Below are 25544 nucleotides of genomic sequence, written 5' to 3'. Positions count from 1 at the left end.
TCTTTGCGAGGACTTTATCATACATTGCTTACAGGCAATAATGACCATCCTTAAAATATGGATGTAATTATTCAAAATTCCGAGTATCCTTGTCTGCCATCCGAAAGGGGTAAAAAGTAAGAGGAATCGGAATGCTAGGTCTTAGCGAATCAGCAAAGTTGGTCAAAGATGCGCTAGAGAGCCGAGGTTTGGAAACGCCTATGCGTCCAAATGAGGTTACTCGTGAAGAAAAGAAAGAAAAAATCGAACACCATATGCGTGAGATCCTCACACTACTCGGTCTTGACCTGACCGACGACAGTTTAGAAGAGACGCCCCATCGAATTGCGAAAATGTATGTGGATGAAGTGTTTTCTGGCCTCGATTATCAAAACTTCCCCAAAATTACTGTGATCGAAAACAAGATGAACGTCAGTGAAATGGTGCGCGTAAAAGAGATTACCGTGACCAGCACCTGTGAGCATCATCTAGTGACTATCGATGGTAAAGCCGCGGTGGCGTATATCCCAAGAGGCAAGATAATTGGTCTTTCTAAGATTAACCGTATTGTACGTTTTTTTGCTCAGCGCCCCCAAGTTCAAGAGCGAATGACACAGCAGATTCTGGTGGCTTTGCAAACCTTACTCGGTTCAGACGATGTCGCAGTCACCATTGATGCCACTCATTACTGCGTTAAATCACGTGGTGTTATGGATGCGACCAGTGAAACGACCACCACAGCATTAGGCGGTATTTTTAAATCTAACCCTGCCACCCGCGCCGAATTTTTCCATGGTTTACATTAATCGAATCTCAGTTGAGTCCATCGATTAACGTTGATCAACTAAAAAAGCCCTCGCAAGTGAAGCCGAGGGCTTTTTCGTTTTACCACGCACGCCTTATTGAAACAGAACCAAGTACTCGCCATAGCCCTCAGCTTGCATCGCCTCTTTTGGTACAAATCGCATCGCGGCGGAGTTCATGCAGTAGCGTAAGCCGGTTGGTGCTGGTCCATCCTCAAAGACATGACCTAGGTGAGAATCTGCAAAACGGCTGCGCACTTCGGTTCTGGTATAAAAAAGCCGAGAATCGCTTTTGGTCGCAATATACGCTTCATTAATTGGCCGAGTAAAACTGGGCCAGCCTGTACCAGAACGGTATTTGTCGGTAGAAGAGAATAATGGCTCTCCGCTGACTACATCGACATAAATACCATCGGCTTTGTTATCCCAATACTCATTGTTAAATGCGCGTTCAGTACCTTCTTCTTGCGTCACGTAATATTGCAAATCAGTCAATTTGGCGCGTATTTCTTTATTCGAAGGTTTATTGTATGCCTTAACGTTGTTTTGCATTTTTTGCGCTTCGATCAATTGACGTAAGGTTTTTGGGTGCTCATTACGATCTTTGCCGAAGATGGTATCAAGATATTGGTCACGTCCGGAAGCATGACGATAGTAGGTGTAACGTACTTTGCTCTTTTTATAAAAATCTTGGTGGTACTCTTCAGCAGGCCAAAATTGGCTGTATTGAATCAGCTCTGTTTTGAGCGGCTTTTTGAAGATCCCTAGCGCATCGATTTCTTGCATAAAACGCTGCGCGGTCTGCTTCTGTTCACTGTTGTGATAAAAAATGGCAGGCCGATACTGTGGGCCTCTATCAACAAACGAGCCTTGATCATCCGTTGGATCAATGTGTCGGAAAAAATGATCCAATACATTTTCGTAGCTGACAACTTGCGGATCAAAGGTCACTTGAATCACTTCAATGTGGCCCGATTTTCCTGATGAGACTTGTTTATAGGTAGGGTTTTCAAGGCTGCCACCCGCATAACCAGAGACAACGCTAATGACACCGTTGAGTTTTTCAAGATCAGATTCTGTACACCAAAAACAGCCCCCAGCTAATGTCGCGATTTGCTGATTACCAATGCTGGGCATGGTTTTAGGCTGAGTTTCTGCTTGGCTAAATAGCGAAAACAGAATAGGCACAATAAGCGCTATTGAGAATATAAAGGGAGTAAAACGTTTCATAACCGACCTTACTTATTTTTTATTGATACTGGTAAAGAACGGTGAAAAGCGCAAAAAATTACAGAGAAAGAAAACAAATAGCGTGAAGAAAGCCTTTCTGAGCCCGAAGATTTGCGCTCAGAAAGGTTAATTTCGAACAATAATATCAGGTTAGGCCGATAATATTTCCTTTAGAATCAATGTCTAAATACATGAAGGCGGGTTTTTCAGGAAGGCCCGGCATGGTCATCACGTTGCCGCATAGCGCATAGATAAAGCCAGCACCCGCACAGAGCTTTAATTCGCGAATCGGTACATCAAAACCTTTTGGTGCGCCTTTAATCGCAGCGTTGGTTGAAATTGAAAGCGGCGTCTTCGCCAAACAGACAGCAAGTTTACCGTAACCTTGCTCTTGCATGTTGTGCATTTGACGTCGTGCTTTATCACTAAAAGTGACGCTTGCCGCGCCATAGCCCTTTTTCGCTACGGCGTTGATCTTATCTTCGATCGTCTGCTGTGCTTGGTATAACGGTGTGAACGTACTCACTTTTTGACACTGCTTAATGACTTTGGAAGCAAGCTCAGTCGTCCCTTCGCCTCCAAGAGCAAAACCTTCACTCAGTGCAACCTCTACCTGGTAGGGTAGTGCGTGAATCATCATTGCGAGCTGCTCAAGCTCTTCTTGGCTGTCTTGTGGAAAGCGGTTAATGGCAACCACGGCGGGTATTCCATACTTACTCACATTTTCAATATGCCATTTGAGATTTTCAAAACCGGACACCAACGCGGCATGGTCTGGCTGAAATAGAGTGTCGGGAACTGGCTGGCCGGGATGCAATTCATACAGACCAGAGTTCGCTTTTAAGCCGCGAAGTGTGGTGACGATAACGGCGCAATCTGGCGCTTTCCCAGATGTCGCGGCTTTAATATTGCACGCCTTTTCAAATCCCATATCAGAGCCAAAGCCGCCTTCTGTTACAGTAAATTCGGCTAACCTTGTGGCGATGTCATCAGCGATAATAGAAGAGTTACCGTGCGCGATATTGGCAAAAGGCCCGGCGTGAATCAGTGTCGGTACGCCTTCTAACGTTTGCATTAATGTAGGTTCAATCGCCTCTTTCATACTGACAGCCATCGCCCCAGCGACTTGTAAATCTTCGGTGGTAATCGGTGTACCATGGTGACTATAGGCGACGACAATCCGCCCAATCCGTTGACGCAGATCGTTTAAGTTTTTGGCTAATGCAAGAATCGCCATCAGCTCAGAAGCCGCTGAAATATCAAAACCATCTTCACGCTCAAAGCCATTGATTGATTTATCCGTTTCATTTCGGCCAACGGTAACCATGCGCAATGCGCGATCGTTGTGATCCATCACTCGCTTCCAAACCACATTATTTGGGTCGATACGCAGTGCTTTCATTGCGGTGCGCTGCTCGAAATCGTCATAACCAAGGCGCTGTTCGTGATAGATCCGGGCATCTATCGCCGCTGCCGCTAGGTTATGCGCGGCTGTGACGGCGTGGATATCACCAGTGAGATGCAAATTGAGCTCTTCCATTGGTGCCACTTGTGAATAACCGCCGCCAGCGGCTCCGCCCTTAACACCAAAGATTGGTCCCATTGAGGGTTGACGAATACATGCCATCACCGAATGACCCAATTTTGCCATTCCTTGTGATAGTCCTATGGTCGTGACGGTTTTTCCTTCCCCTAATGGCGTTGGGGTAATAGCAGTCACAAGGATTAACTTTCCAACCGTTTGTGTTTGCAAACGTTCAAGGCAACTTAATGAAATTTTGGCCTTAAAGCGGCCTTGGCTGTGGAATTCGCTGGCGGTGAATCCTGCTTTGTTAGCGATAGCCTCTATGGAGGTTAATGAAGTGGCGCGGCAAATTTCAATATCAGGCAGCATAAAACCCTCATTATTTAGTATTGTACGGGTTGGGAAAACGTTTGCGTCGCGATAATAACGTCAAAAAATGGGTTGTAAAGTTATTTAATGAGTGGATTATAAACTAATGTCTGAGCTTTTAGCTCGATTCTTCGTTCTCTTTTGTGTCATTGTCGTTGGGCTCTTTATGGTGATCATCTTCAAGTTGATCACTATCTTGTTGATCATAATGCTTGACGACAAAGGGGGTTAACATAACGGAAGAGGGAAGAAAACGTTTCATATGGATTTCCTTGTTTGTTAGTAACTGAACATATGGTATTGAAACTCGGCTTACACTGCTTTAGCTCTGACGGCCTTTACTCTATAATGCGGCGTTTTTACTAGGCCAACCTTACCTCACTGCGGATATTTTATGATTTCAAAAAACCAACTGAAACTACTTCGTGCTTTAGGCCAAAAGAAACAGCGCAAGGCTCATGGCCTGTTTTTAGTGCAAGGCGAAAAGAACGTGTTGGAATTGATTAACAGCCAACTGACGGTGAAGCAGGTTTTTGCCACTGCGGAGTTTATCGCACAAAACCGCGTTGAGCTTAGTGTTTTTGAATGCATTGAGGCCACATTAGATGACTTAACCAAAGCCAGCACCTTGGTGAGCAATAATGCGGCAATCGCCGTCGTTGAGATCCCCGAAGTGACGGTGCCTGAAGCGAAAGGATTGATGATCGCTCTCGATGGTGTTTCTGACCCCGGTAATTTAGGGACGATTATTCGTGTTGCTGATTGGTATGGCATTAAACACATTGTCGCTAGCCACGATTGCGCCGATCCATACAATCCCAAGACCATCAGTGCCACCATGGGTAGCTTTGGGCGTGTTACGGTGAGCCAAGTGGATTTGAGTGCTTATTTACAGAGTTCAAATCTACCTGTTTATGGGGCTTTTTTAGAAGGTGAGAGCGTACATCATACGAAATTTGCAGCAGAAGGGATTTTATTGATGGGCAGTGAATCGCATGGTATTCGTGCCGAAGCGGCTCAATATGTCACCGACAAAATCACCATTCCCGCCTTCGGGGGAGCAGAGTCACTTAACGTAGCAATGGCTACGGGTATTATTTTGGATAACCTGCGCCGCCAACATCACTAGATCAAACCAAGATCACTCGGTCAATAAGTAAAGCTTAAAAGTTGTTGCTTTGGATTGTCGTCAAAAAGCGTGATAACGGATGCCGTGTTTGCGCTTTTTTTATAACGCTAGTTATAAAAAGAAAAGACTACTTCTCTAACATCCCCAGTTTGTTTGGCACGCCATTCCATTTTTCAGCATCATCCATGGCTGGTTTGACTTCGGTTTGCACCGGCCATATATCGGCAAGCTCAGCATTGAGTTCGATGTAAATCTTCTGATCTTCTGGGAGTTCATCTTCTTGAAAGATAGCTTGAGCTGCACATTCAGGAACACATAAACCGCAATCAATGCATTCAATGGGGTTGATCACCATAAAATTGGGGCCTTCGTGAAAGGCATCTGCAGGGCATACCGCGACACAGTCAGTAAATTTACATTGGATGCAATTATCCGTTACGACAAACGCCATGATGATCAGCTCTTAGTTAGTCAAAAATGAAGAATGGGGATAATACGCATCCCAAGTTAAATTTCAACATCCAACGCTATGAATATCTAGCGTAACGTGTGATGAATTCGGGATTTAGTATGACAGATAACGCTATTTCCCGTAAAATGCGCGCCATTGTGAGCGGGCCGCTTGCGGCTTTGGCTAAGACACCGACTAAAACGAGACACCGACATGATACGTTTAACCGAAATTAAACTTCCTTTGGACCACGAGGAAGGGGCAATTTTTGCTGCTATTACTGAAAAACTTGGTATTGCTGATGAACAAGTTCTTTCATTCAATATGTTTAAACGTGGCTACGATGCTCGTAAGAAAACGAAAATCATGCTGATTTACACGCTAGATGTGAGCGTGGAGAATGAAACAGAGTTGCTTGCTCAGTTTGCTGATGATCCGCATGTGAAAGTGACGCCGGATATGGAGTACAAATTCGTTGCTCAAGCGCCAGCGAATCTTACTGAGCGCCCAGTGGTGATAGGCTTTGGCCCTTGTGGTCTATTCGCAGGACTGATTCTTGCTCAAATGGGGTTTAACCCAATCATTGTCGAGCGTGGTAAAGAAGTGCGCGAACGCACCAAAGATACCTTTGGTTTTTGGCGTAAACGTACATTGAATACTGAATCTAACGTGCAGTTTGGCGAAGGTGGAGCGGGAACTTTTTCTGATGGAAAACTCTATAGCCAAGTGAAAGATCCTAACTTCTATGGTCGTAAGGTCACTACAGAATTTGTCGCTGCGGGCGCACCTGCTGAAATCATGTACGTGAGCAAACCGCACATTGGTACGTTCAAATTGGTGACCATGATTGAAAAAATGCGTGCCAAAATCATCGAATTAGGCGGTGAAATTCGTTTTAGTACTCGTGTTGATGACATTCACATCGAAGAAGGGCAAATTACCGGGCTTACGCTGTCAAATGGTGAAAAAATTAAAACACGTCATGTTGTCCTTGCGGTCGGTCATAGCGCACGTGATACCTTTGAAATGTTGCATGAACGTGGCGTTTATATGGAAGCCAAACCCTTTTCAGTAGGGTTCCGTATTGAACATAAACAATCAATGATTGATGAAGCGCGTTTTGGTTCGAATGCGGGTAACCCCATTCTTGGCGCGGCGGACTACAAATTGGTTCACCACTGTAAGAATGGCCGCACTGTTTATAGCTTCTGCATGTGCCCCGGTGGCACGGTAGTGGCGGCTACTTCTGAAGAGGGGCGCGTTGTGACCAATGGCATGAGCCAATATTCTCGCGCAGAACGTAATGCTAACAGTGCGATTGTGGTGGGTATTGATCCTGAACGTGATTATCCCGGTGATCCGCTGGCGGGCGTGCGCTTCCAACGTGAGCTTGAATCAAGAGCTTATCAACTTGGCGGCGAAAACTACGATGCGCCAGCACAAAAAATTGGTGACTTTTTACAAGGTCGTGATCCGAGTGCGTTAGGTGATGTCGAACCCTCTTTTACACCCGGCATCAAGTTGACAGATATTTCAAAAGCGTTGCCTGATTTTGCTATTGAAGCCATTCGTGAAGCGATCCCAGCGTTTGATAAGCAGATCAAAGGATTTGCCTCTGAGGATGGTTTATTAACTGGAGTCGAAACTCGCACGTCATCACCCATTTGCATTAAACGGGGTAAAGATTTCCAAAGCATCAACCTGAAAGGCTTTTATCCGGCAGGTGAAGGTGCAGGTTATGCGGGCGGGATTTTATCAGCAGGCATTGATGGTATTAAAGCGGCCGAAGCATTGGCGCTTTCTATGGTTAACGAAGCTGAAAAAGCATCATAATTTACAATATTAAGCATAAGAAAAGGCTCATTGGAGCCTTTTTTATTACAGGGACGATTAGATTCGTTATCACATTGAATTTTAAAAGTTTCTTCTGATAGAGATTATCATTTAACTAAAAACAATCTAAACTAGCCCGAACATTATGAGGAGAGATCATGAAGTACGACTGGATTTTATTTGACGCTGACGAGACCTTGTTTCATTTTGATGCTTTCAAAGGTATGCAACTGATGTTTGAGCGCAAAGGAGTGTTGTTTACTGAACAAGATTTTGCGCAGTACCAAGAAGTTAATAAACCACTGTGGGTCGATTACCAAAATGGTGATATCACGGCGGCGCAGTTGAAGCATACTCGTTTTGCAGAGTGGGCAGAAAAGCTCGCGACGACGACCACGGAATTAAACAGCGCATTTCTTGAAGCCATGGCAGATATCTGCACTCCACTACCAGGAGCAAAAGAGTTATTGGATGCTCTTACAGGTCGAGCGAAACTTGGCATCATTACTAATGGTTTTACCGAACTTCAAGCGATTCGTTTGCAAAGAACGGGGATGAGTGAATACTTTGACCAGGTGATTATTTCAGAAGAGGTTGGTGTAGCGAAACCCGATCACGGGATTTTTGCCTACGCGTTAGACAAAATGGGCAACCCTGCTAAAAATCGTGTATTGATGGTAGGAGATAACCCGCATTCCGATATTCTAGGTGGCTTGAATTTTGGTATTGAGACCTGTTGGCTAAACTCTACTGGCGCAAGTGCTGTTGAGGGTATTGAGCCACACTACCATGTGCGTTCATTGCACGAGCTTAAAGATATTTTGGTCGCATAATTATTTACAATGGTGTGGCTTGGGGTGTGGAGTGATGATATCGAGCTCCACACCAACAAATCGATTCGTTAGCGGTTGAATTCACCGTCACGCTCAGGTTGATAAACTACATCAAGAATCTCAATCACTCTTTCTCTACCACCTGGCATTGGCCAACTGAGCTGTTGACCAACAGCTAGGCCCAACAATGCACTGCCTACTGGGGCAAAAACAGAGATATCTTGACTGCTTTTCACTTCATGCGGATACACAAGATTTTTTTCGATCACTTCATCACTGTCGATAAACTTGAAGCGTACGGTCGAATTCATGCTCACCACATTATTTGGCATCTCTTGCGGGGCGACAATGGTGGCTCTATCCAACTCAGCCTCGAGCTTTTCTAACTCTGGCGTTAGTTTAGGCATGCCATCCAGTAATGCGGATATTCTGTCCATATCAAGGCTTGAAACTAAGACAGGTGCTAAGTTTGACATTTTTAATACTCCAAAAAGAAATACCGCCCAAAAGCTAGGCGGTATAAAAATTAACGTCAATGTTATTGCGATTCAGGCTATGACATTAATCTTGTTCGACATAGAATGCAAATAATACGGTATTAGTTTGTTATGAATTTGGCATGCACGTATTTAGGCTGGGAGTGGATGTTGTGCAGTACGTAAAAATTAAAGATGTGATTGTTGAACAAATCGATGCTGGCATGCTTGCCCCTCGTCAAAAATTACCTTCTGAACGAAAACTTGCAGAGTCGTTTAATACCACACGCGTTACCCTGCGTGAGGCGTTGTCTCTGTTGGAAGCGGACGGCAAGATCTACCGAGAAGATCGGCGAGGTTGGTTTATTTCTCCCGAGCCGATACGTTACGACCCAACCCAAACTCTGAATTTTACCAACATGGCTTTAGCACAAAACCGAGTACCAAAAACGGAACTGATGATGGCAAAAGTGCTATTAGCCAATAAACAAGCATCGCTCTTATTGGGATTGAAGCCATTTTCGGATGTTTACCAAATTGATCGTGTGCGTTATTTAGAAGATCGCCCCGTGGTCTATGTGACGAATTACGTGCGCCCTGAATTGTTTCCCAACTTGCTGACTTTCGATTTGTCTCAATCACTGACGGATATTTATCGCGACCATTTTGCCGTGGAGTATCAAACAGTCCGTTATCGAATTACCACTAGCTCTTTGCTTGGTCATATGGCGCAAGCGCTACGCGCTACATCAGGCACTCCGGCGATGGTCGTTGAGCGCATTAATTATAATCAACAGGGTGAACTGATCGATTGTGGCATCGAATACTGGCGACATGACGCGATTTGTATTGAGTCGTTAGCCAAGCTAACCGTGGCCCGCTGAGGCTATGTCCGTTAAAACTAGGTCCGTTAAAGCTAGGTCTGTTAAAGCTATGTTCGTTGAAAATTGAGCGCATTCAATGAAAAAGGCGACCTCTATTAAGTCACCTTTTTACTGTGTTATTGCTGTTTATGACTGAGTTTGTGCATCCGTTTGTTTGAGCTGTTTATGCCCATCTTCACTGACGCCACGTTTCCAGTAGCTGCTGATATAAATATAGTCTTTGACTATCTCTTTTTCATTACGAAAATACTCTCTTAGCGCGCGCATAGTATCAAATTCACACGCACACCATACCGAGCCATTCTCACCCAGCCAATTTTTCTCGATAACCGAAGTCGCCAAATTGGTGCTGCTGTCTTTCACGACCCAAGAGATCTCTATGTTCTCCGGAGCCTGTAGTGCCTGTTTGTCATCCACATGCTCAATTTCAATTACTGCATAACCTTTTGCATCACGTGGTAAGCGTTTTAATTGAGCTGCAAGAGCAGGGATCGCGGTCATGTCAGCGGCTAAGAAAAACCATTTCCCATTGGGATTCAACCCTTGAGCTTTACCTGGGCCAGAGATTGAAATCGTATCACCAATGGCCGTATGCATCGCCCATCTGACTGCAAATCCGCACTGCTTATCTTCCGCTTCGTGCCGTACAAAATCGATTTCAATGCGATTGTTGGTCGCATCAAAACTTCGAATGGTATAAGTGCGCATTATTGGGCGCTGATCAGGGGTTAACCGTGACAAATCAGTGCCACCATCTTCACTAAACAACAGCTTGATATAATCGCCTTCGTTTTCAAGTGTAAAATGCTCAATTGAGTCACCCTGTAACGTAATGCGTTGCAGGGAAGGCGAAATCTGCTGACTACCCACAACCGTGAGTGGATAGAAAGAGCGTTTAGGTTCTGTTTCTTTTTTCATTATTCTCTAGATTACCGTTTTGTCTTTTGTAGGTATAACCTTAAACTGAGTGCTCAATTGATTCAATGATAATAACTATCATTTACGTCATTTTACTTTGAAGAGATGGAAATATGTAACTTTGCAGATAAAAAGCCCCATACGCATAATGGTATGAGGCTTAATAATGCTCACATTTTGCTGATGTTTAAACTTCGTTAGGTGCAACTTCTGCAAGTTCATCCCGTTCGTTCATTTTTGATGCTTCAAGCATTTTTCGAACAACCAATGAAGCGACGATGGCCACTGCTACCATCACTACGGCTAAGATCGTGAGCATTTTAAAGTAGTCGCCATAAACGCTTTGGACGATATGCTGACTGATCACTTGACCTTTTTCTAATGCGATGGAGGTTGAGAACACCGCACCCACAATGCCGCTTAAGGCGATGGCGACTGAAAAGAGGCTAACCGAAAAGTTTTCGATGTGCTTGGGAGCCACTGACAAAATGAAGGCCACTACTAAACTACCAACAATGACTTCCGCAAAAGCTTGGAAGAAGTGGATCATCAAAAAGACTTCTGGTCTGATGATAACATCAGCACCAATATTCATGACTGCCATGGTTAAAATGCCAAATGCAATGGCGGTAAAGATGAATGCAAAGCCAATTTTAGTGGCTGTTGAAAAATTAATGCCTCGCTTTTCCAGTGAAGAGAAAGTCATAGCAATGACTGGCCCAGCAACAATGCACCACAGTGGGTTCATCGCCATTGATGCTTCAGGAGCGATTGGAATTAATCCAAATAAGTCACCACGCATCGTATTAATGGTTACCATGGTCATGGAGGTCATCATTTGCCCGTAATAGACAAAGAAACAGGTGGTGAGCACCGTCATGATAAGAATAGTGCCCATTTTCAAGGTATCGGATCTATTCGCTTTAAACATCAAAAAGATGAAGTAAAAAATGGCAGCCGCACCAATGGCATAAACGATGTTTTGACCGATGTCCATATTAGAAAACATGAAGAAAACTAGCCCAACCATCGCGCACGATACTGCACAAAAGGCGAGCCAGTTTTTCACGCTTACGGGAGCTTGATCAATCTCAGCTGCAGCATTCACTAATGATTTGTTAAACACAATTAAAGTGGCAAAGGCGAACGCTGCCAAAATGGCTGAGAGCATAAAGCTACCGTGAAAACCGATCACTAAAACAAACATCGGGAATAAATATTGGCCAAGTAATGCCCCCACATTGTTTACCGAATAATTGACAGGGTAACAGTTTTCAAAATGTTCTTGGGAGCTAAAAGTGCGTTTATATAAACTGGGGTAAGAAGGAGACATTAATCCGCGTGCGTAGCTCGCTAAAGCGATGCCTGCTAATGCCATCGCGACGTTGGTTGTTGAGGCACCCAGCACCAGTAGCGTGTAACCAAGAGCAAAAGCGCCGTAGGCAATGGTTAATGAACGATAAGCGCCAAGGAACTTATCGGCAATAAAACCACCAGCGATCGCAAAAAGGGGGCCAATGGATGAAAATGCTCCTACCACCATCATGGTATCGGCTTCGTTATAATCCAAATCTTCTAGAAAAAAACGGGTTAGGATAACCATTACCCCGTAAAATGATAAGCCAAACATCATTTGGCAGAACATCATTGATTTATTGAGTTTATTCCACATATTAATCTCTCCATGTAGTGGATTTTTAGAGTTTATTCCTGTGGATTTTATCATCGGTAGTTATAAATAAATCGAAACAATTATCGCAGAAACCTTACTTTATACACGAGCATTTCTAATGCGTGGCTATCGTTTGAGTAATGTTTAAAAAGCGATTGTTTATTTTATTTTTTGACTCAAGCACTATGCACATGTAGGAGTATTTACGTGTTACCAAACCATACGTTTTAATACTGCTGCTTTCTTGGTGTCGATTGCTATGACACAAGTTTTATGGTGGCTGGAATGGAGAGAGAAAAATAACGATGGTAGCCGAGCATCTTTATATCGTATTGGGTAAACGACTTGTTGATCAGCAATTAACATTAGAAGGGCGTAGCCGTGTTGATGGCCTCGTTAAGGCGTTACAACGTCATGACATCGATCATAGTGTCATTGCTTTATGCGGTGGGCTCACGCTAGGGCAACAGATTTCTGAAGCGAAGGCTATGTATCATTACCTTCAATCGGAGCTTACTCGGCTCAATGTGTCACTTTCGAATAACCGCATTTTGCTGGAAGAGTACTCAACCAGCACGGTAGAAAATATCGAAAACGTCGCGTTAGAGCTGCAAAAAAACGGTGACATTGACACACAAAAAACATTACCTGTCACTTTCATTTCTAACGACTATCACTTGCAGCGTATTTTTGAAATTCAGCAACTAATGGATGAACAAGGGTTACTGCGAGTGCTAAAACAACGCTGTGAAATGATGGGGATCACGCTGGCTATTTCACCGGATCTGCACGATCACCTAGCGGTGAAATACCCTTATACGCATTTAGCCGCGGAACTGTTTCTATTGGCCGATCAACTAACGACTTACCGTGTCTACCTTGAAGGTGTTGTGGCGGGCTCATTTTTGCGCGATCTCACGCAAGTGAGAGCCATTCCCTACCAAATCGCATATGAGGCTATTTTAGCGATCAACCATAAAATCGCAGACAAGCCAAAGTGGGTTTTTGTTCGCTGCCTTACGGATTTATTGATGCAGTGTATCAATGCCACAAAGGGGGCGTTAAGTGTCAGTGAGATTCAACCTTATCTCATTTTGTTCGACAGCAACTTAACGTTATTGAATCGATATCTTGATCCTGAAAACCCATGCGTCGGACGCTGGTGGCGTCAGGGATAGTAACAAGCGAAATAGATGAATCAAAGAGACCCCGCAATGCGGGGTCTTTGCTTTTTAGTCAAGCGACTTATTTCCTGACCAAAAACCGTTTTGAACAAAACAACGTGTTAAGCCGTTTCTAACGTACGCTCTTTGACCACGCTTAGACGCTCGCCATAAATTGGACGTAGTGCTGCCAGTACATGGTTACGAGTTAGCATACCGACAAACTTGCCATCTTCAAGGACGGGGAGATTTTGTGGTTTGTTCACTTTCATGCTTTTTGCGCGCTCTTCTAAAGAGAGTGAGCTAAAACGGGTAGCAATACCCATGCTGCTAGTAGGGTATAACTGTTCTTTATCGATGCATAAAAACTCGGCGATATCAATCAGACGGTCAGATGCATCGATGGCGATAACATCGCGGCTCATAAGATCCACCACTTTTTGCCCTTCGGTAGGGAGGTAGTCTTGGCACCATAAATCCACCATGACATCGTGAGCTGAGAAAAATCCGACCAAACGACCAGCCACATCAACCACAGGAGCACTATCGAGCTGGTTATCCAGCAACATATCAATCGCTACTGCGGTTGGCATTTCCACGCCTAGAGTTACAGGTTGGGTGTTCATAATGTCTTTAACTGTAATTGTTTTATTCATTTTCGTTTCCTTCACTGACGTAATTGTTGCTGTTTCCGTAATAGTGCTAATGTTTGCGGCTTTAAGTTGTGGACGGCGGAAAATAGACCAGTTGGCGAGACCAACCAACACAGCACCGCCGACAATATTGCCCAAAGTCACTGGGATAAGGTTTGCCACCACAAATTGATGAATGTTCAAATCTGCGTAATGAGTGGCACTGATACCGATCTGCTGCCAGAAGCTCTCTGGTGCAAAGTTTTGAATCACAATGCCTAAAGGGACCATAAACATGTTGGCTACGCAGTGCTCGAAGCCGCTAGAGACGAACATCGCCACAGGCAAAATTGTCATTGCGGCTTTGGTCATTGCATTGGCTGAGCTAAACGTTAACCAAATAGCAAGACAAACCAGTAAGTTACATAGCACCCCAAGAGAAAATGCTTGAACAGGTGTATGGTGCAGTTTGTGCTGCGCGATGTTCAGCGCATTCAACCCCCATTGACCATCATCCAACTGATAGAGACCAGCCCCAGTAACTAAAAGCAGTAAGAACATGGCACCAATGAAGTTACCGATATAAACCTTGCCCCAAATGGATAACATTTTGCTAAAGCTGATTTGTTTATTGGCCCAAGAAATGCTCGACAATACGGAACTGGTAAACAGTTCACCGCCACAAATCACGATTAAAATCAGCCCCATGCTAAAGGCTAAACCACCCGCTAACCGACTGAGCCCCCAACCTGCGTTAGCACTGCCTGTGGTGACAGTGATGTAGAACAAAAATGCTAAGCCGATAAAAGCACCAGCCATAATGGCAAGGCTCAGTGTCATACCGCTACTTTTCTTGGCTTTGCTTAATGCAAATTTCTCGGCTTCTGCCATCATCTCAATCGGTGAGAACAGCTGTTTATTTTCAGAGTAGGCTGCAGACATACACGCTCCCAAAGCTCAATTTCATAATTACCTCCCAAGTTCAAACAAAGCGTCATGCCTTGCTTCCCATACAGACTAACGAACGGGTCATGAAGTAGTAAAATTGATAATTTTTAGATTACTCATCAAATGAATTGATATGAATAAATGAAAGAGTAGAATGAAACCGTTTGCGCATATTAACTCCCTTGAAATTAAAGGTGTGGCGCGCAGTAGATGAAAGCTAAATAGGAAAAGCAGTGCGGTATTCACTCAAACAATTAGCAGTTTTCGATGCTGTTGCCGATAGTGGCAGCGTCAGTCAAGCTGCGGATAAATTAGCGTTAACTCAATCCGCGACCAGTATGTCGCTAGCACAATTGGAAAAAATGTTAGGTCGCCCTTTGTTCGAAAGACAAGGAAAGCAGATGGCATTAACTCATTGGGGAATGTGGCTTAGGCCGAAAGCGAAGCGTTTATTACAAGATGCTCAGCAGATCGAAATGGGCTTTTATGATCAGCACTTGCTTAGCGGTGAAATCAGTATGGGGGCCAGCCAGACCCCTGCCGAGCACCTCGTTCCAGACCTTATCAGCATTCTTGATAACGATTTCCCAGAGATGCGTATTGAGCTTGGTGTGAAAAGCACCAAAGGGGTGATCGATGGCATCCTCGACTACAAATATGACCTTGGTATCATTGAAGGTCGATGCGATGATAACCGTATTTCCCAAGAAGTGTGGTGTCGAGATCACCTAACAGTGATAGCTTCGGCTCATCATCCTTTTGCCAAATGTAAAACGGTGAGTCTTGCACAGCTTGAACAAGCCAAATGGGTGTTAAGAGAACACGGTTCTGGCACTCGAAATATTTTTGATAGCTCGATTCACCATCTTATTTCCGATTTAGATGTGTGGCGAGAGTACGAACATGTTCCTGTGCTACGCAGTATGGTTGCGAATGGTCCGTACTTAACTTGTTTACCTTACCTCGATGTAGAACGCTTTATTGAGAATGGCCAACTGGTAGCGCTCAATGTGCCTGATCTGAATATGGAAAGAACGTTGTCGTTTATTTGGCGAGCAGATATGGCTGAAAACCCGTTGGTTGAGTGCATTAAGCGTGAAGGACTGCGCATGATGAAAGGACGACCAAGCGTACTTTAAGCTTGTTAATCTTGGTTATGATTTACTTTGTTACTTCTCAATATGGGGTGTGATAAGTGAAGCTGTTGAGTGTTCGCATTTATCATCATGTCACACACCCTCATTACCTAATCTAACGCTCATGCTCGATTAAAAAGCACTTCAAATGTGTTGATTTATCGTTTGCGTCAACATTTCAATGAAATAAGTGCAGTCATTGCATTTATTTCATGACTTAGGTCACTAGTCATCTGTGGTTGAAGCTTTTAATATCGGCACTTGATTTATTGATGTCGCTATAGCAACGGCTTGTTAAATGACAGGCAGATAGCGGCTAAATGAGGGCGCTATGAGCACACTATTTGCAATTTCACTAACGACAGGCATTCTTTCTGGTGTTTGGGGCTGGATAGCCGTTTCGTTAGGCTTACTATCATGGGCTGGCTTTTTAGGATGTACGAGTTATTTTGCCTCTCCAACCGAAGGTATTAAAGGTCTTGCAGAAAGTTTTATAACTAATATCAGTGGCGTTTTTTGGGCAATGGTCATTATTCATTCATCCAGTTTGGTGAGCTTGGATATTTTGGGCTACGTTGTCACTGCGGTAGTGGCATTTTTAATGTGCATTCAAGCGTCGAAAGCGTGGCTTGGTTATATCCCTGGAACCTTTATTGGCGCTTGTGCCACTTTTGCTGCTGGTGGTGATTGGCAACTGGTTGTTCCATCACTTCTATTAGGTGGCATTTTTGGCTTTGCGATGAAAACAAGTGGTATGTGGTTGCATCAACGATCTAACCAGCCAGCGCTGAGCGACAGCGCAACTGTTGAAACGCATTCTAAATCCTCAACTTGTTAATTTATGTTTAAGACTAATGCTGGTGAAATCTGCATTGGTAAAGGTTACCCCCAATTGATCCGTATCGATTCATCAAAATTGTTGATATACCCATTCAATATAAGATTAGTCACATATAGCGAAATGGAAATGATACGAGGCACACAATCATGTGTGCCTTTTTTTACGTGTGGCCATTGGCCATCGTAATCACGCGTTTTAGTGTCCAGCGCAGCAGTACAGGAATAAAGTCCACACCTTGTTGTTCACAATGGGAAACGATGGCAAGCGCCAAATCAGGTTTCGCGTGTTTTTTCAGCACACGTGTGACCACTTTTTTCGCAGGGATTGGATGATCGTAAGGTATTTTAATCAAATCTTTGAAGAAGTGTTCAAAGCCATGAGAGTACAGAAAATGTTCGATATCTCGATCGGGAAGTTCGGTCAGGCGGTGCCGTTCTTGATCACCTGTTAACATACCGCGTACCGTTGACGAATATTTTTTGCCAGCGGGATCGCCATCAGTCACGACATGCCAGTCAATGCCAAACGCTTTCGCCACTTTAATTAAGGACTTCAGACCAGACTGAGCAAATTCGACAATTTGTACTCCTTCGGCGGCTAGATTATAGCCACACTGGCGAGCCAGCTCACTAAACAGCCACACCTCAGTTTCTCCTTCAACCAACAACCAGCAGCGAGCAAAAAGCACCCCTGAGCGATGAAAACGGATATGAAAACCGATACGTCGTAGTTCGTCCTTACTCAATCCACGAGAGATCATCGAATTTGCAATGGTACGGTCAGAAGTACGCACCAAACGCCGAATCGAATGAAGGGGAACAGAGCCAAGCAGATCACCACTGTTCGTTGTGAGAATTTTCTGCATGGGTAATAGTTGAAGTAAACTCCAAGCGCGCGCCAGATGAGTAGGGTGCAATCGACCTTCGGGATCTTCGATAATCAGCAGCGGCCTAGCGCAACGTCGTAGGTCTGTTGGGCCTTTGGCTTGCAGATAAGCATTGAGTAAGCCCATCAACAGCAAACGAGTTTGCTTATTTTTAGTTTCTTCAACAAATTGGCTTATGTTTTTATCGGCGGTTGGGCTGGAATAGACTAAGCTGTCACGTTGCTGTCTTGGGTTTTTACGTGTCTGACTTTTGAATGAAAAATAGTGATCAACTAATACATTCATTGAGTTAAGGCTACTTCTCATCTCGCCTTTGTTGACATGTCCAGGAATGGCCAGTAAACGACGACAGGTATTATCAATGCGTTTTTCGGCGCGAGAATTTTTACCGTTACCATTGACGAAAGGTCGCTCGAAACGCCGTGAATCTTTCAAACGGATCACTGGGTGTAAGCTCATCAGCTCTTGCGCTAATTTTTCGGAATGATGCAGCGGTAGTGGATTGCCTTCGAGGTCTAAAAACAGGTAGCGAGTGGTAATATCATATCGCTCACGAGTGGCACTGATGCGATAGAATATCCGTTTCGTACCCGTTTCATCTTCAACCCAAATCGGCCTCAGCTTACGATAACGGCCGGATCGAGATTCATTTTTATCTGTAGAAACAAAGCTTAAGACAATTTGTAAATGCTGAGTTTGAGGATGAGCGATAGAGTAATCGACGTGGAAATCTTGCATTTCAAATTGATAAGGTACACCGTTGGCTGGTAGCACTACTGATAAGGCGTCCAACAATGAGGACTTACCCCAAGTATTTTCACCGATCAATGTGGTGAGTTCATCAAAAGCGAGCGATAAACGTTTGATTCCTCTGAATCCGGAAATTTCAATTCGCTCTAGATGCATAGGCAGACTCCTTTTGTAACTCAACAAGTTAGCTTCTCGCTGAGTCTGTTTTTCTTTAAGCATAATGGAAATTATGCAGATAAGTAGGCTGCTGGCTCACATATCAAGTGTTTATGTAGGGGCTGCCGAATGAGACAAAGGCTACAAAGCGTGATGAGGTTGACTTAGCGTAATTATATTTTCAAACTCGTTTCATAAAAGTCACGATTCTGTCATGATTCTTCAGCTAGGATAGAGTGGAAAAAGAAGAGAAAGATAAATGATGCATAAAAAGAATAGACCAGCATCAATTATGCTGGCACACATTAATGACACTCACTCATATTTTGAACCGACATCGCTGCAATTGACTCTCCACATCCAACAGCAGACTTTAACACCGTATGTAAGCGCTGGCGGTTTTGCACGAATTGCAACACGAGTTCAGCAATTGAAAGAAGATGCGGCGCGTATGAAGCGAGCCTTTGTATTTTTACACGCTGGGGATTGTTTCCAAGGCACGCTCTATTTCTCACTATTTAAAGGTAAAGCTAATGCGGACATGCTCAACGCATTGAATCTTGATGCGATGGCATTAGGCAATCACGAACTGGATATGGGTAATGAACCCGTTGCCCATTTTGTTAAACGTATTCAATTTCCATTGCTAGCTGGCAATTGGGATCTTTCCAATGAAAGATCGAATAAGCCTTTTCCAATAGCCGGTAGCCCGCAAGTGATAAGTTATCAACCTCAAGGTAAATACGCTCGCTGGATAGAAAAACAGGCTGGTGATGAAACGATTGCAATTTTCGGCTTGTCACTCGATAAAATGGCTGATATTGCCAACCCAGATCTCGATACTCCATTTATTAACGCTATCCAAACGGCAAAAAATACGGTTGCTGAAATACGCGCTAAAGGGATCAACAAAATTGTTCTACTTAGCCATTTAGGTTATGAAGCGGACATTGAGCTCGCACAGCAAGTGGAAGGCATTAGTGTTGTCGTCGGCGGGCATAGCCACCGATTACAAGGTGATTTTAGTGCACTAGGGCTGATGAAAGATGATGAGTATGGTTTAAGAATTAATGACACTTATGTCGTCCAATCCGGTTATCATTCTTTGAGCTTAGGTCATTGTTATATCGACTTTTCAGCCGATGGTAAAGTGGACAAATTTCAGGGTCGTAATGAACTGTTACTGGGCCGTCGACTGTTTCTTGATGCCAGCATGAGCGAAGCGGGCACCGATAACACCCATTTAGCGGCGTGCGAATTTTTAAGCCAGCACCCTAATGTGGTGGTGTGTAAGAAAGATCCGCAGGTCCAAGGAATATTGATCGATAAATACATGCCGCGAGTACGTCAGCTGCAACAAAATATTATCGCACATGCTGATCGTTTCTTAAGACACGTCAGAATTCCTGATGAAACTGGGCCGAGTGAGTTGGCTCCTTTGGTGGCTCAATCATTCGTCTATGCCATGCGGCAAAGAGGGCACCCCGTGCAGTTTGCAATACATAACGCTGGTGGAGTCAGAAACTCGCTCAACGCCGGACAAGTTTCGGTGGCAGACATTGCCGGAAATTTATTGCCTTTTGCCGTTCCTATTGGTGTCTACCGAGTGCAGGGAGAAACCTTAATTGAGATGCTTGAAGGGGCGATTAATAATGCGCTGGGCAATGGGGTCGACGGCACAGGTTCTGGCAGTTATCCTTACACCCACAATCTCTCGTTTACTTATGCCGCCGATCGGCCTGTAGGACAACGCATCACAAATGTGTTGTTATTTAATGAGCAAAAAGGTTGGCAACCAATTGATCTTAATCGTTATTATTGTGGAACCTCTTCGGCCTATACCATGAAAGGCAAAGAGGGATATGATGCGATACTGAAAATGAAGGGAGAAGGTTTTGTTTCGAATGTATCAATGGCCGATGCGTTTATTGAACTGCTGACGGAAAAACCTGAAATACTTAACCACACAGGAACTCAACCCCAACATCATTATCAGTAACTCGGTTTGACATAAATTTACTGGCATAGACTTTGCTTTTTAACTTTCAGTCTTAACGCATCTTCAACCCGATGAAGGTGCATGAAGATGTGAAAGGGGAAAGTATAATGTGGATTAGAGATTGGTTAGATGCTGCTGTCGTCGTTGCTTGGGTCAGTGCATGGTCTGTATTGGTGTATTTATTACCACTGGCAGGCGTATAAAAATCTAAGCTAAAAAGGAGCATAAATGGCTCCTTTTTTTGATCACGGCTATGGACCTTTGCATCCAATAGGCATAAAATCCGCGCTGATTGGGGAGTAGTCGCCTTTGTTTACTTATCGTCAGCTCGTTAAGCGCATGCTTATCCGGTAAGTATAAATAGCCTTCTGCTAAAAACGGAATGCTTATTTCGACGAGACCAACGCATTCAGCTCTGTTCATTATGAACAGCGGTTTTTGTTTGCGGAAGGTTTCGATCGGTTAATCCCATCTTATCCTTCCGCCTTTGGAGGATATATGACCCCAACAACCTATCTCAGCTTTGCAATTCTGACTCTATTTCTTGTTGTTATCGATATTTGGCAAACCCGTGGCGGTAAAGTCACGATCACTAAAGCGGCCGTTTGGAGCGTGATTTGGTTTATGCTGGCGTTTGCATTCGCCGCGAGTATCTATTTCTTTTGGGATAGTTACGCACCAACCAGTTCATACAGTGCCGAAAAGGCGACGATCTCGTTTATTACTGGTTACTTGTTAGAAAAATCGTTAAGTGTTGATAACTTATTCGTCTTTGCGATTATTTTTCATCAATACGCAGTCCCTGAGCATTTACGCCCGCGGGCTCTATTGTGGGGAGTGATCGGCGCTTTGTGTTTACGAGCGGTGATGATTGTGATTGGTGCGCAGCTGCTTGAACAATATCATTGGTTACTTTATGTGTTTGCATTATTTCTTATGTGGACCGGTATTCAACTTGCGCGTGAGAAAGGCGATGAACAGCTAAACCCAATGCCGGAGAAACTGATTCGACGCTGGTTCAATGTGACGGATCATTACGAAGGGAATGCTTTGGTTGTGAGCCGCAATAAGCAATGGTTTGTGACTCCAATGATGATTGTGATTGGCGTGATTGCTTTTATGGATGTCATGTTCGCATTAGATTCAATACCGGCTATTTTTGCCGTGACCCGCGAACCCTTTTTAGTGTTAGCAGCGAACGTGTTTGCGTTACTTGGTTTGCGGTCTTTGTACTTTGTGTTGCAAGGGATGATGGATAAGTTTATTTACCTAAAACCAGCGCTTTCCTTCATCATGATCTTCATTGGTATTAAGATGATGCTAGTCGGTTCTGCGTGGGAAATTCCGACACCAGTATCACTGGGTGTACTGTTAGTCACTATGATTATTGCGGTGTTGGCTTCTGTCTATAAGCAGAGAAGTCCATTACCTGCTACTCATAAGTCATAATATAAGTAAACGGAGGTAAGTGTTTGGCAATACTTACCTCTCTCTTTTATTTATCCTTTATCTAACCGACGATAAAAACATTAATGTGAAAATTTTGTAAATAACTGGTGTTTTTGTTTTTCATTGCGATTTAAATTCACCAAATCAAACTTAATGTGAATAAGTAGTCGATTACCGTGGATAATAAAAGTATGCATTGTTATGGGGTTGTTTCATTAGAATAACTAATTTGAATGTGGAAAATTTGTCATTTTTTAACCAAAAAAATATCACCTAGAATCCATTTCAACAAAGTAAGTTACCGAATTAACAGAGAGGCTATCATGGCACAAGCAATGAATATGGGTACGATTACAGCACCTACCTCTATGGATAAAAAAACCTACGCGGTTAACTTCAAAGGATTGATTGCACATTTAGTTGATATTCTGTTTGTCGACCACAGCGAACCTCGCAGCTACTACGCGAATAATTTGTCTGGTCACATGCAGAAAGATATCGGTTTATACCGTTAATTCAATGTGTAGAGATGTAAAAGCCGACGGATTAAATAGTCGGCTTTTTTGTATTTAAAATTTACTAGTTTCACTGCTCATGAAAACAACGGTTTCCGAAAAACAAAGGCGCAAACTAAGTTGCGCCTTTGTTTTATTCGTCAATGGCTATTATTTTTTGCGACAGTATTCAGCAATGATATACATCGATTGGCCATTAGCTTTACCAGAGATCAACTTAGGATCGTCGCTTAAACTGATACCGCGAACCACAGTACCCTGTTTAATGACTTGGCTTGAGCCTTTGATAGGGAGATCTTTAATGATGGTTACGTCGTCGCCTTTTTTCAGTTCTACGCCATTCACATCACGAGGCTTTTCTGCATCATCATCCATACCAATTTCAGCCCATTTTGCAGCTTCTTCTTCAAGATACATCATATCAAGTAGGTCTTGAGCCCAACCCTCAGTGGCCGCAAGGCGCTTAAGTTGACGCCACGCCAGTACTTGAACGGGTTGCTCTTGGCTCCACATGCTGTCGTTCAAACAACGCCAATGGTTCACATCTACTGTTTCTGGGTTCTCAATTTGGCCTTTGCAGACATCACACAACATAACGGCATGGTCAACAGTAACCATAGTGTGTGGCGCTACCACAAATGGAGCTAATGGAGATTCTGATGAACAAAGCTCACATTTTGATTGGCTGCGTTCAAGTAAAGTTGCTTCAGTAGACATAGTACCCACCTTGTAAAAATATGTAAGCGCGTATTATCCACGTTACGACTGGAATTAAAAGGGGAGATGGCAAAAAGCTTGGTATTCGTGAGGGAATTGAACTAAGTCATCTTCAATAGTAAGAAAATGGGCATCGTGCTTTACGCTGTTATTGCCCAAAGGCATAATGAACGCCGTTTTTATGTTTGTATGTAGGTATCACTGTGGAACTCCTTTCCGCTCCATTTTTAGGAAAATCACTTCGTCTCGAAGGTTCAATGTCAGGCTGGCAGCAACTCTATTGGGATAATCAACTGGTCGCGCAATGCGATGCGACAGGGAATATCGAGGCGACAACGACCCATCGATTTCAGTTGTTAAGTGGTGAAACGCCGATCCAGTGTGAGCTGAATGTTAATCTGAGTTGGCAACCTTTTAAACTGAGTTATCAGGCATTGGTGAATGGTGACATTGTCACGCAGGGCGAGCGTTCAGAAAAAGACATTGAAAAACAAACACCTTATAGCCCGCCAAAGCCGGAGCGACGTTTTAGCCTTATCGGCCTAGTATCGCTTGGTATGAAAGCACTGAAAAGTGCCAAGCTGATTAAAGTTGTTCTGGCGTCAGCAAGTATCGCAGCCTATTCGTGGTTATTTTCCTTCCAGTTTGCTATGGCGCTTATTGCCTGTTTGGTGTTCCATGAATTTGGCCATATCAAAGCGATGAAGTATTTTGGTATGAAGACTAAAGGCATTTATCTCATTCCATTTCTTGGTGGCTTGGCATTAAGTGATGAAAAAATCAATACACGTTGGCAAGATGTAGTGATCTCAATGATGGGGCCATTTTTTGGTTTGCTGCTCTCGGTTGTGCTGGTTGTCGTTTATTGGATAACAGGAGAGATATTTTTTGCTGGCCTTGCTGTTTTTAATGCCTTTCTTAATCTCTTCAATCTATTGCCTATATTGCCGCTTGATGGTGGTCACGTGTTAAAAAGCATCAGCTTTTCTATGAACAGCACTTTGGGGATTGCGTTGTGTGCTCTTGCGGCGATCGCTGGTGTCATTTTGAGCTATTGGCTTGGATTAACCTTGTTCGGCTTTTTATTGATTATGGGCAGCATTGAAATTGTGATGGAATGGAAGCAGCGTCATCAAAGTCATTTGCTACCTCTGAATCGATATGGACAAATTGTAGCTTCACTTTGGTATGTCAGTTTAGTGGCTGCACTTATCGCTATTATTTGGGGTTTTGCAACGACAGGGGATGAGCTGCTACAACTGCCATTACGCATTTTAGGTACTTGATTCGGTACGTTGACACTTGTAAGCCATGTATCAGAGCATTTTTTGTGCTCATCTTTAAGCGCTTAAATGACATCTTTGTATGAAGAGGCTTCTTAGCACCGATAAACTGCTAATGACAACACTGCAGTTAATATTTATGAGCGATCGGATCTGTCTCGAAAATGTGTAGTTGGCAGGATCTCAATCGCTGGAACTGACTGATTACTCGCTGCAAGTTGTTACTGTTTAAGTATAGAATGAATCTCTTTTACGATGAATGAGACAAAAAAGCATGGATATTTGGAAGAAGCCTATCGATTTAATAACGTTAAACGCCACCTCCAAAAACACCTTGATAGAGCATCTCAATATTATTTATACCGATTATACTGATCACTCTTTGTCTGCGACCATGCCTGTTTGTCACTTTACCCATCAGCCGCTTGGTATGCTGCATGGTGGCGCCTCGGTGGTACTTGCGGAAACCCTAGGTTCAGTTGCCGCGAATTTCAGTGTGGATCAAGAACACTATTGTGTAGGGTTAGACATTAATGCTAATCATGTTCGCGCCATGCGAGAGGGGATGGTTATAGGAACAGCGACACCTATCCATCTTGGTATTTCAACGCAAGTATGGCAAATCAATATCACTGATGAGCGCGAACGTTTGGTGTGCACCAGCCGTTTGACGGTCGCAGTACAAAAAATTCGTAACCGTTCTCAAGCTATCAAGGTTGATTTATAAAATGGTGATTGAATTTTCAGGTGGAAAAATCATCGTAACACCCCATGAATTAGTGGTACGAGTATTGGGTGATCTCGCCATCACGCTACAAGCCCAAGCCGATGCTGTTCAGCTCATTGGGAGAGGGGCGAATGTCATCTCTGTAAATTGCTCAGAAAGTAAATGGTCGATTAAGTTGGACAACGAAGAGCAAATTCAGCAACTTTCTCAACAACTCGGCTGTAATATTCTTTAAACAGT

The 25544-nt window shown here is 43.7% G+C and carries 24 protein-coding genes; 14 read left to right on the top strand and 10 right to left on the bottom strand.

Features of this window, described 5'->3' with window-relative positions:
- Positions 1–131: 131 nt before the first annotated feature.
- Positions 132–785, top strand: a complete 654-nt coding sequence (gene folE, locus AACV12_RS09550; protein ID WP_013867838.1) for a GTP cyclohydrolase I FolE — start codon at positions 132–134, stop codon at positions 783–785.
- A gap of 93 nt (positions 786–878) precedes the next feature.
- Here folE and msrB read toward each other — a convergent pair whose 3' ends face one another.
- The 3 genes from msrB to AACV12_RS09535 all read right to left on the bottom strand — a co-directional run bounded on the left by msrB (position 879) and on the right by AACV12_RS09535 (position 4168).
- Positions 879–2012, bottom strand: a complete 1134-nt coding sequence (msrB, locus tag AACV12_RS09545) for a peptide-methionine (R)-S-oxide reductase MsrB (protein WP_094125479.1) — start codon at positions 2010–2012, stop codon at positions 879–881.
- A 145-nt stretch (positions 2013–2157) separates the two neighbouring features.
- On the bottom strand, positions 2158–3906 hold the full coding sequence (locus AACV12_RS09540) for a formate--tetrahydrofolate ligase (RefSeq protein WP_170900238.1): 1749 nt from the start codon (positions 3904–3906) through the stop codon (positions 2158–2160).
- A 118-nt stretch (positions 3907–4024) separates the two neighbouring features.
- On the bottom strand, positions 4025–4168 hold the full coding sequence (locus tag AACV12_RS09535) for a hypothetical protein (protein WP_013867835.1): 144 nt from the start codon (positions 4166–4168) through the stop codon (positions 4025–4027).
- A gap of 132 nt (positions 4169–4300) precedes the next feature.
- Here AACV12_RS09535 and AACV12_RS09530 point away from each other — a divergent pair, with 132 nt between their 5' ends.
- On the top strand, positions 4301–5035 hold the full coding sequence (locus AACV12_RS09530) for an RNA methyltransferase (protein ID WP_047688384.1): 735 nt from the start codon (positions 4301–4303) through the stop codon (positions 5033–5035).
- Positions 5036–5162: 127 nt separating this feature from the next.
- On the opposite strand, the gene fdxA is transcribed toward AACV12_RS09530, so the two are convergent.
- Entirely contained in the window at positions 5163–5486 is a 324-nt protein-coding gene (gene fdxA, locus AACV12_RS09525; RefSeq protein ID WP_010318513.1) for a ferredoxin FdxA, read from the bottom strand.
- Between the two features lie 213 nt (positions 5487–5699).
- On the opposite strand from fdxA, the gene AACV12_RS09520 reads away from it, so the two are divergent.
- Together AACV12_RS09520 and yjjG are read left to right on the top strand one after the other, a co-directional pair.
- Positions 5700–7319 (top strand): NAD(P)/FAD-dependent oxidoreductase, encoded by a 1620-nt coding sequence (locus tag AACV12_RS09520; RefSeq protein ID WP_170900237.1) that lies wholly within the window; start codon positions 5700–5702, stop codon positions 7317–7319.
- A gap of 158 nt (positions 7320–7477) precedes the next feature.
- A complete protein-coding gene (yjjG, locus tag AACV12_RS09515) occupies positions 7478–8152 on the top strand; it encodes a pyrimidine 5'-nucleotidase (protein ID WP_170900236.1) in 675 nt (224 codons plus the stop codon).
- 68 nt (positions 8153–8220) lie between these two features.
- On the opposite strand, the gene rnk is transcribed toward yjjG, so the two are convergent.
- Positions 8221–8628 (bottom strand): nucleoside diphosphate kinase regulator, encoded by a 408-nt coding sequence (rnk, locus tag AACV12_RS09510; RefSeq protein ID WP_026027712.1) that lies wholly within the window; start codon positions 8626–8628, stop codon positions 8221–8223.
- Positions 8629–8801: 173 nt separating this feature from the next.
- On the opposite strand from rnk, the gene phnR reads away from it, so the two are divergent.
- A complete protein-coding gene (phnR, locus tag AACV12_RS09505; RefSeq protein ID WP_170900235.1) occupies positions 8802–9512 on the top strand; it encodes a phosphonate utilization transcriptional regulator PhnR in 711 nt (236 codons plus the stop codon).
- Between the two features lie 126 nt (positions 9513–9638).
- Here phnR and AACV12_RS09500 read toward each other — a convergent pair whose 3' ends face one another.
- Complete coding sequence (locus AACV12_RS09500; protein WP_170900234.1) at positions 9639–10430, bottom strand: siderophore-interacting protein; 792 nt, start codon at positions 10428–10430, stop codon at positions 9639–9641.
- 187 nt (positions 10431–10617) lie between these two features.
- Positions 10618–12102, bottom strand: coding sequence for a peptide MFS transporter (locus tag AACV12_RS09495; RefSeq protein WP_040122798.1), 1485 nt, complete (start codon positions 12100–12102; stop codon positions 10618–10620).
- A gap of 305 nt (positions 12103–12407) precedes the next feature.
- Between AACV12_RS09495 and AACV12_RS09490 the strand changes: the two genes are divergently transcribed.
- Positions 12408–13280, top strand: a complete 873-nt coding sequence (locus tag AACV12_RS09490) for a YdcF family protein (protein WP_170900233.1) — start codon at positions 12408–12410, stop codon at positions 13278–13280.
- Between the two features lie 107 nt (positions 13281–13387).
- Here AACV12_RS09490 and focA read toward each other — a convergent pair whose 3' ends face one another.
- Complete coding sequence (gene focA, locus AACV12_RS09485) at positions 13388–14839, bottom strand: formate transporter FocA (protein ID WP_094123444.1); 1452 nt, start codon at positions 14837–14839, stop codon at positions 13388–13390.
- Positions 14840–15078: 239 nt separating this feature from the next.
- On the opposite strand from focA, the gene AACV12_RS09480 reads away from it, so the two are divergent.
- Both AACV12_RS09480 and AACV12_RS09475 read left to right on the top strand, forming a co-directional pair.
- The gene (locus AACV12_RS09480) at positions 15079–15984 is read left to right on the top strand and encodes a LysR substrate-binding domain-containing protein (RefSeq protein WP_013867825.1); all 906 of its coding nucleotides are present in this window, start codon (positions 15079–15081) and stop codon (positions 15982–15984) included.
- A 328-nt stretch (positions 15985–16312) separates the two neighbouring features.
- Entirely contained in the window at positions 16313–16819 is a 507-nt protein-coding gene (locus AACV12_RS09475) for a DUF1097 domain-containing protein (protein WP_170900232.1), read from the top strand.
- 163 nt (positions 16820–16982) lie between these two features.
- Here AACV12_RS09475 and AACV12_RS09470 read toward each other — a convergent pair whose 3' ends face one another.
- Positions 16983–18614 carry an ATP-dependent endonuclease gene (locus tag AACV12_RS09470; RefSeq protein WP_026028965.1) on the bottom strand — a complete coding sequence of 544 codons (1632 nt, stop codon included), beginning with the start codon at positions 18612–18614 and terminating at the stop codon, positions 16983–16985.
- A gap of 259 nt (positions 18615–18873) precedes the next feature.
- Here AACV12_RS09470 and AACV12_RS09465 point away from each other — a divergent pair, with 259 nt between their 5' ends.
- The 3 genes from AACV12_RS09465 (at position 18874) to AACV12_RS09455 (ending at position 22577) form a co-directional block, all read left to right on the top strand.
- Positions 18874–20613 carry a bifunctional metallophosphatase/5'-nucleotidase gene (locus AACV12_RS09465; protein WP_170900231.1) on the top strand — a complete coding sequence of 580 codons (1740 nt, stop codon included), beginning with the start codon at positions 18874–18876 and terminating at the stop codon, positions 20611–20613.
- A gap of 498 nt (positions 20614–21111) precedes the next feature.
- On the top strand, positions 21112–22062 hold the full coding sequence (locus tag AACV12_RS09460; protein ID WP_170900230.1) for a TerC/Alx family metal homeostasis membrane protein: 951 nt from the start codon (positions 21112–21114) through the stop codon (positions 22060–22062).
- A 323-nt stretch (positions 22063–22385) separates the two neighbouring features.
- Positions 22386–22577 carry a hypothetical protein gene (locus AACV12_RS09455; protein ID WP_017042819.1) on the top strand — a complete coding sequence of 64 codons (192 nt, stop codon included), beginning with the start codon at positions 22386–22388 and terminating at the stop codon, positions 22575–22577.
- A 150-nt stretch (positions 22578–22727) separates the two neighbouring features.
- Here the strand turns inward: AACV12_RS09455 and AACV12_RS09450 are convergent, their stop codons facing one another.
- Entirely contained in the window at positions 22728–23294 is a 567-nt protein-coding gene (locus AACV12_RS09450) for a PhnA domain-containing protein (RefSeq protein ID WP_026027787.1), read from the bottom strand.
- A gap of 203 nt (positions 23295–23497) precedes the next feature.
- On the opposite strand from AACV12_RS09450, the gene AACV12_RS09445 reads away from it, so the two are divergent.
- The 3 genes from AACV12_RS09445 (at position 23498) to AACV12_RS09435 (ending at position 25539) form a co-directional block, all read left to right on the top strand.
- Complete coding sequence (locus tag AACV12_RS09445) at positions 23498–24580, top strand: site-2 protease family protein (protein WP_170900229.1); 1083 nt, start codon at positions 23498–23500, stop codon at positions 24578–24580.
- Between the two features lie 271 nt (positions 24581–24851).
- Positions 24852–25304 carry a hotdog fold thioesterase gene (locus AACV12_RS09440; RefSeq protein ID WP_010320753.1) on the top strand — a complete coding sequence of 151 codons (453 nt, stop codon included), beginning with the start codon at positions 24852–24854 and terminating at the stop codon, positions 25302–25304.
- Between the two features lies 1 nt (position 25305).
- Entirely contained in the window at positions 25306–25539 is a 234-nt protein-coding gene (locus AACV12_RS09435; RefSeq protein ID WP_010320752.1) for a DUF3389 domain-containing protein, read from the top strand.
- Positions 25540–25544 lie beyond the last annotated feature (5 nt).

Origin of the sequence: Vibrio sp. 2-2(8), assembly GCF_963888495.1 — a bacterium.
Classification (GTDB): domain Bacteria; phylum Pseudomonadota; class Gammaproteobacteria; order Enterobacterales; family Vibrionaceae; genus Vibrio; species Vibrio anguillarum.
This window is presented reverse-complemented; position numbering and strand designations above follow the sequence as displayed.